Source organism: Promineifilum sp. (SeqCode) (assembly GCF_041918635.1).
In the GTDB taxonomy this organism is placed as follows: Bacteria; Chloroflexota; Anaerolineae; order Promineifilales; family Promineifilaceae; genus Promineifilum.
In genome coordinates this window covers 1-7,344 of sequence record NZ_JAYRVJ010000173.1, presented here as the reverse complement: position 1 = coordinate 7,344, position 7,344 = coordinate 1, and the positions used below count along the sequence as shown (strand labels likewise).

General features: G+C 65.8%; 4 protein-coding genes and 1 pseudogene. 4 read left to right on the top strand and 1 reads right to left on the bottom strand.

The genetic code is table 11. The annotated features are described in order from the left end of the window. Positions 1–175 precede the first annotated feature (175 nt). Complete coding sequence (locus ACE3UY_RS05860) at positions 176–496, bottom strand: SCP2 sterol-binding domain-containing protein (RefSeq protein WP_374686614.1); 321 nt, start codon at positions 494–496, stop codon at positions 176–178. A gap of 580 nt (positions 497–1,076) precedes the next feature. On the opposite strand from ACE3UY_RS05860, the gene ACE3UY_RS05855 reads away from it, so the two are divergent. The 4 genes and pseudogenes from ACE3UY_RS05855 to ACE3UY_RS05840 form a co-directional block, all read left to right on the top strand. Continuing rightward, positions 1,077–4,196, top strand: a complete 3,120-nt coding sequence (locus ACE3UY_RS05855) for an SH3 domain-containing protein (protein ID WP_374686613.1) — start codon at positions 1,077–1,079, stop codon at positions 4,194–4,196. Positions 4,197–4,283: 87 nt separating this feature from the next. Further along, on the top strand, positions 4,284–5,630 hold the full coding sequence (locus ACE3UY_RS05850) for a hypothetical protein (RefSeq protein WP_374686612.1): 1,347 nt from the start codon (positions 4,284–4,286) through the stop codon (positions 5,628–5,630). A gap of 110 nt (positions 5,631–5,740) precedes the next feature. Further along, the gene (locus ACE3UY_RS05845; RefSeq protein ID WP_374686611.1) at positions 5,741–6,889 is read left to right on the top strand and encodes a cellulase family glycosylhydrolase; all 1,149 of its coding nucleotides are present in this window, start codon (positions 5,741–5,743) and stop codon (positions 6,887–6,889) included. A 180-nt stretch (positions 6,890–7,069) separates the two neighbouring features. Beyond that, positions 7,070–7,344: pseudogene (locus ACE3UY_RS05840) on the top strand (hypothetical protein); the annotation flags it as partial.

Below are 7,344 nucleotides of genomic sequence, written 5' to 3'. Positions count from 1 at the left end.
TCAGGCCGAGCGGCGCGAGTACACTGAGATCGCCCTGAGCGCTAACCGTGAGCGACGGGTGGAACCGGCCTAGATCAAAACGGTGGGATGCACTTTCTGAAGTGCGTCCCACCTATTCCTGAATAAAGCAACGTGCGGCGCACTTCAGAAAGCGCGCCGCACGAACAGTCGTAGATTAGAAGCCCACCAGCGATTGGAACTTCATCACCGAGTTCAGATCACCCTCGACCTTGATCTTGCCGGTCATGAAGGCCATCATCGGGTTGAGGCTGCCGGAGGAAAGGGCCTGGAAATCCTCGGAGGCCATCTTGACCGTGGCGCTGGGCACGGCCGCCGGCGCGCCCTGCGACACGTCCAGCTTGCCATCGGCGATGTTGACGTACCACTGGCCGCCCTCGTCGCCGCTCAGGTCGAACAGGATGCCCATGGTGGTGCCGGCCGCTTTGTCCGCCTGGAAACGGCCCGGCATGTTGTTAAAAAGATCGGCTACGCTCATCTTACCTGGTCTCCTAAATTGGTATTTTATTATCCCTGGTGGGTTGATTGGCAAGAAGTAACTGGTGCGCCCCCCGCCTGGATACCCCGCCAGAGGCTCCAGCAAAAAGTATAGCAACCGGCCCACCTCTGTCAAGCTTGCCTGGAACGCTCTCAGACCTGACAGGTGGGCGGCCACAAGCACTTTGACTAAGAACGAAACCTGTGGCCGCCCACCTGTCAGGTCTTCAACCGGGGAACCTCCATCAAAGTTTTTTCGTCCTAGCTTGTAGTCAGGCGATTCATCGCCGTTCCGCGCTGTTCGTACGGTATCGTTAGATGGTATTGAGGGAAGAACGACGATGAATTGCCTGACTACAAACGATGATCAGAGGGCAACGTTCGTTAATGTTTCCTCAACACAATGGCTACGATCACCCTACAGAGCGCCGCGCCGGTTGCCGCGCCCGACGCCTGTGCTAGAATGTGCGATAGTTTAACGGCAATGAACTGGCGGCTATTATAGTGCCGCTCTTTTCACGCACTCATACACCCCGAGTCATAAATCAAAACTCACGACATCCGGGAAGGGGCTTAACTTCATGGAAAACAACGAAACCGATCCGGGCAAGCGCCGATCGTGGCCGATCATCATTGGCTTCATCGTGGTCGTTGCCCTGATTCTCATCGGGCTTTTTCTTCCGCCCATCTCTCTGGGCACGCGCCTGGGGCTGGGCGGCAATGATGGCGAAACGGTCGGCGTAACGGAAGGGGTCGGGCCGGAAGCGACCGCCGAGGGCGCGGCTGAAACGGGCGACTTACCTGAGGGGGTTGCCCTCTCTACGGTGGGCAACGCGGTCGTTACCCTGCAACGGGTTCCCGCGGCCGACCTGGCGACAACGGCCGAAGGGTCGCTGGCCGACGCCGCCGCTGCGCTGCCGGCCGAGACGGCCGTCGGCGACGCCTACGTGCTCGACTACGCGGGCCAGGCTCCCACCGGCCAGGTCACCCTGCCGCTGCCGGCCGATCTGACCGAAACCCGGTTGATTGACCTGTGGGGCTGGGACGGCGAAAGCTGGAGTCACGTACCCGGTCAGATCACTGGCGGCCAGGCCGTCGCCGCTGAGGGGCCGCTGCCTCTTGCCCTGGTGCTCGTCCGTACCCCCGCGCTGGAGCAGCCGACCGTCGCCGCCGAACTCGCGCCTGAGGCGAGCGTCCCGGCCGAGGCCGAGTCGCTACTCAACGAAGCGTCCGTCGGCGCGCTGGTGCTCGGCCAGAACGGCGCGTTGGCCGGCGCGGTAGCCACTCCGCCCGAGGGCGTCGAGACGCTCTTCATGCGCGTCACCAACCGCGGCGCGGTCGTTGACCAGGCCGCGCTGACCGCCCTGCTCGACAACACCGCCGTCCAGGACGCCCAGATCAGCAGCCTCGTCGGCCAGGCCAATGCCGAGGGCTACGCTGGCGTCCACCTGGACTACCAGGGCGCGCCCGCGGCTCAGTCAGCCGCCTTCACCAAATTCGTCACCAAGTTGGCCGATGCGCTGCATGCGCAGAAGCTGCAACTGGCGATCACGCTGGACGCCCCCGCTCAGGTGGACGGCGCCTGGGATACCGGCGGCCAGGATTGGGCGGCGTTGGGCAAACTGGCCGACGTGGTCTACGTCCAGATGCCGCTTGACCCCACTGTCTATACGGATGGCGGCCTGGCCGACCAGCTCTTGTCCTGGGCCACCGGCCAGATCGACCGGCGCAAGATCAACCTGTTGCTGGCTGCCGGCGCGGTCAATAAGGTCGGCGAGGTGTTTAGCGAGTTGCCCGCCGAGCAAGCGTTGGCGAACCTGGGCCAACTAGAACTCGTCTCCGGCGAGACCATCGATCCCGGCGCGCCGGTTGAAGTCGCCCTGAGTGGCTCGGCCACGCCCCTGGAGTGGGATGGCGCGGCGCTGGCTTACAAGTACACCTTCGAACAGGAAGCCGGCCAGCCGCAGACCGTCTGGCTCATCACCGAGGCGTCGCTCGTCGATCGCCTCCAGCTGGCCCGCGACTACAACCTGCGCGGCGTGACCGTGCGCGGTCTGGGTCTGGGCAGCGGCGCGGCCTACGCGGCGACGCTGGGCAGCTTCCTGGGCCAGGGCGACGCCCCCGAGCCGGGCGGCGCGGCCATCGCCTGGACTGTCCGCGACGACAGCGACAGCGTCGTCGCCAGCGGGACGGGCAGCGAACTGACCTACACCTGGACGGCGACCGAGACCCCCGGCACGTACCGCGTGCTGGCCGGTCTGGTTCTGGGCGACATGACCGCCGAACTGGGCGAGGTCGAAGTCGTCGTTGGCGGCGCGGAAGTGGCCGAGGCCCCGACCGCGACGCCGGAGGAAGCCACGCCCGAAGCCACGCCCACAGCGGGGGCCGGCGGCGGCGCAGTGGCGCAGCCCACGGCCACACCTGGCTCAGCCGCCGTCGGCGCGCCCGGTGAAGCGACGGCCGTCGTCAACCTGCCGGCCAACGTCCGCACCGGCCCCGGCGTCGCCTATGGCACTATCGCCGGCGGCGCGAGCGCGGGCACGGTCCTGAAGCTCATCGGCCGCAACGAGCAGGGCAACTGGCTCAATATCACCCTGCCCAACGGCGAAGAGGGCTGGATTCTGAAGGATTTGACCACCATCAACACCGGCTTTGACACGGCCAGCCTGAAGGTCGTGGCCGCGCCGCCCATCACCGCTTCGGCCGGCTCGACCCCGGCCAGCGGCGCGGCGGCTGCGCCGCCCGTCGCGCCCCCGTCCGTCGCCCCTGTTGGCAACGTCAGCGGCTTCGCGCTGGGCGGCCAGGCGGCGGGTATGCCCGCGGGCACGATGCAGTACGCCGGCATGACCTGGGTCAAGAAGCAGCACAAGTGGAGCCCCGGCGACCCGCCGGAGGCCGTGGCCGGGATGATCAATGAGGCCCACGCCGCGGGCATGAAGATCCTGCTCAGTATCCCCGGCCAACTCTACCCGGGCAGTATCGACTTCGAGGCGTACACTAACTTCCTGGGCGGCGTGGCCGCGCTGGGGCCGGACGCCATCGAGGTCTGGAACGAGATGAACATCGAGCGCGAGTGGCCGGCCGGCCAGATCGACCCGGCGTCCTACGTCAACAACATGCTGCGCCCGGCCTACCAGAAGATCAAGGCCGCCAACGGCAACGTCATGGTCATCACCGGCGCGCCCGCCCCGACCGGCTACTTCGGCGGCTGCGGCGGCGGCGGTTGCGACGACGCGCCCTACGTGGCGGGCATGATGGCCGCCGGCGCGGGCAGCGCCTCCGACTGCGTGGGCGTCCACTACAATGAGGGGCTGATGCCCCCGTCGGCCACCAGCGGCGACCCGCGCGGCGCCGGCGGCCACTACACCCGCTACTTCCAGGGCATGATCAACGCCTACACCGCCGCCGGAGCGTCCCAACTGTGCTTCACCGAGCTGGGCTACCTGAGCGGCGAGGAGTGGGGTTCGCTGCCGGCCGGCTTCCTGTGGAAAGCGCCGTATAATCTGACGGTCGCCGAACACGCGCAGTACCTGGCCGAAGCCGTGCGCGTCGGCGTCCAGAGCGGGCGCGTGCGCATGATCATCGTCTTCAACGTCGATTTCAAGACGTTCGGCGACGACCCGCAGGCGGGCTACGCCATGATCCGGCCCAACGGCAGTTGCCCGGCGTGCGAGACGCTGCGGCAGGTCATGGGCAAGTAGTCCCCTCGCCTGGCTTTAGTTCGTTCATGGGGCGGGTCGCTTGACCCGCCCTTTTTTCCGAGTTTGAGGAAGAGAGGAGATCCGTTTATGCAGCACTACCGTAAGTTGTCTGTCTGGCTTATCGCCGCGTTGTTGTTGACGCTGGCGCTGGCGGCCTGCGGCGGCGGGGCGGAGACACCCCCTGCTGCGGAACCGACAGCCGGTCTCGAAGGACAGCAGATCGCCCCTACCCAGGAGTCGGCCGCTGTGGCTACGCTGCCACCGCCCGACGTCCAGGGCGAAGTCCTGCCCACGCCGACACTGGCCGCCCCGGCCGAGGGCGAGGCCGTCCAGCCGACGGCCGCGCCGGAGACGGCCAGCGGCCCCTGGCCCATCGACCAGTTCGGCTACGGCATCCAGATTCACGGCAATGCCACCGTCGGCGATCCTGTCGCCACAATGCAGGCCGTGCGCGAGCAGTTGGGGATGGACTGGGTGAAGGCCCAGATTCAGTGGTGGCTGGTGGAGCCTGACCAGGCCACCGACCAGTGGTTCTTCTACGACGCCATCATCGACACGGCCCACCAGGCGAACCTGCGCCTGATGGTCAGCGTCGTTGGCGCGCCGGCCTGGACCCGCGCCGCCGGCGGCGAGAACGGCCCGCCCGATGACTACGCCGAGTACGCCCGCTTCCTGAGCGAGTTGATCGACCGCCACCCCGGCAAGATCGACGCCATCGAGGTCTGGAATGAGCAGAACCTCGACCGCGAGTGGACGAGCGCCAACGGCATTAGCCCGGAGGACTACGTCCGCTTCTTGCAGGTGGCGTACGAGACGATCAAGGCCAAAGACCCCAATATCATCGTCATCAGCGGCGCGCTCTCGCCCACGGGCACGGGCGACTGGATCAAGTGGGCCGATGACTTCGAGTATCTGCAACGCGCCCTGGCCGCCGGGCTGCTCACCTACGCCGACTGCGTGGGCGTGCACCACAACGGCTACAACATCGCGCCCGACGTGACCTTCGACGCCGCCGGCTCGACGACTGAAGCCGCCGCCGCCAGCTTCCGCGGCCCGTTCGACAACCCGCACCACTCCTGGAGCTTCAAGACGACGATCGACACCTATGCCCAAATGGTGCAGGCGGTCGATCCGGCCAAGAAACTGTGCGTGACGGAGTTCGGCTGGGCCAGCAGCGAGGGCTACGCCGAGATCCCCACCGGCTTCGAGTTCGCCCGCGACAACACCCTGCAAGAGCAGGCCGACTACATCGTCCAGGCCTTCCGGCAGATGCACGACTCCGGCGACGTGTGGCTGGCCTTCCTGTTCAACTTCGACTTCGGCAACAAGGGCAGCGGCCCGACGGACGACCCCGTGCCCTATAGCATCATCGACACGCAGGGCATTCCCCGCCCCGCCTTCGGCGCGGTGGCGGAGATGGAAAAGACGCCGTAAGACAGGGAATAGGGGCTAGGGGATAGGGGCTGGGGAAGAGCGATCTTTGCTCCCCACCAGTCTCCGATCACTAGCCCCTTCTTCCTTCCTGACACCTTATCCCTCCCCTCATGTCCCGCCTGCTCCTTCTCGTTCTCGGGGTTATGCTGTTAGCCGGCTGCGGCACGACGGCCGCGCCGACTCCGACGCCAACGCCGACCGCGACGCCGCCCGATTTGCTGGGCGACCGGCCGGTCGTCGAGTCCTTCGCCTCGCCCGACTACGGCATCCACGCCTTCCTGTGGTGGAAGCCCGACACGGCCCTGCGCGACATCGCCCTGGTCAAGGAGATGGGCTTCACCTGGGTCAAGCAGAAGTTCCCGTGGCGCGAGATCGAGGGCATCGAGAAAGGGCAGCTCGACTGGTATCGCACCGACTACATTGTCGATGAGGTCGAGAAGGCCGGGCTGAAGCTGATCGTCCGGCTCGACCGGCAGCCATTCTGGTCGGAGCCGGCCGACAACCAGTGGCAGGACAACCAGCCGCCGGCCGATTACGCCGACTTCGGCGACTTCTGCGGCGCGGTGGCGACTCGTTATAAGGGGCGCATCGGAGCCTATCAGGTCTGGAATGAGCCGAACCTGGACCGTGAATGGGGCCTGCGGTCGCCCAACCCGGCCGAATACACGGAACTGCTTAAGGTCTGCTACACGGCCATCAAGGCCGCTGACCCGGCGGCCATCGTCGTCTCCGCCGGGCTGGCCCCCACCGGAACGGATAGCGCCGAGGCCATGCCCGACGTAAAGTTCCTGCAAGGTATGTACGACGCCGGCGCGGCGGCCTACTTCGACGTGCTGGGCGTCAACGCCCCCGGCTACAAAGCCCCCCCGGAGCTAGACCCGGCGGCGGCCGAGGCGGCGGAGTACGGCGGCGGCCGGTGGTTCGCCTTTCGCCACGTCGAGGACATGCGCGCCCTCATGGTCGCCAACGGCGACGGCCACAAGCAGGTCGCCATCATGGAGATGGGCTGGACGCTCGACACAGTTGACCCGACCTACGCCTGGCACGCCGTGGACGAGCAAACCCAGGCCGACTACCTGGTGCGGGCCTACCAGTATGCCGCCGAGCACTGGCGGCCATGGATCGGGCTGATGACGACCATCTACATCGCCGATTGGGAGTGGACGCCGGAGAACGAGCAGTGGTGGTGGGCCATCGTCCTGCCCGACGGCACGCCCCGCCTGGCCTACCACGCGCTGGCTGAGATGGAAAAGCGGTAAGAAAAAACGATCCGGAGATTTCGCAGATTACGCAGATTTTTAAGAGTATCACGCAAAGCTCGCAAAGAGCGCCAAGAACGCAAAGAAATCCTTTTTGCGTTCTTGACGTCCTTGGCGTTCTTTGCGTGAGCTTCTTAAAATCTGCGAAATCTGTGGATTCTTCCTCATTAAGGAGAAGCGATGTCATTCTGGGTTCTCGTCGCGTCGTACTGGGTTCACCTGCTGTCCACCGTCGTCTGGCTGGGCGGCATCGTCCTGATGGCGGTCATTGCCTGGCCGGCGCTGCGCCAGGGAGCGCTGTCGGCCAACCAGTGGTTCGCCTTGCAAAAGCGCCTGCTGCCCTGGGTGAACGCCAGCCTGGTCATCCTGCTCATCACCGGCTTTATCCAGATGACCAACGACGAGAACTACAACGGCTTTCTGGCTATCGACAGCCTGTGGGCCTGGGCCATGCT

What these genes read in the sequence shown, in the direction of transcription:
- ACE3UY_RS05860 (WP_374686614.1), bottom strand. Translation starts at nt 496, where the DNA reads ATGAGCGTAGCCGATCTTTTTAACAACATGCCGGGCCGTTTCCAGGCG.
- ACE3UY_RS05855 (WP_374686613.1), top strand. Translation starts at nt 1,077, where the DNA reads ATGGAAAACAACGAAACCGATCCGGGCAAGCGCCGATCGTGGCCGATC.
- ACE3UY_RS05850 (WP_374686612.1), top strand. Translation starts at nt 4,284, where the DNA reads ATGCAGCACTACCGTAAGTTGTCTGTCTGGCTTATCGCCGCGTTGTTG.
- ACE3UY_RS05845 (WP_374686611.1), top strand. Translation starts at nt 5,741, where the DNA reads ATGTCCCGCCTGCTCCTTCTCGTTCTCGGGGTTATGCTGTTAGCCGGC.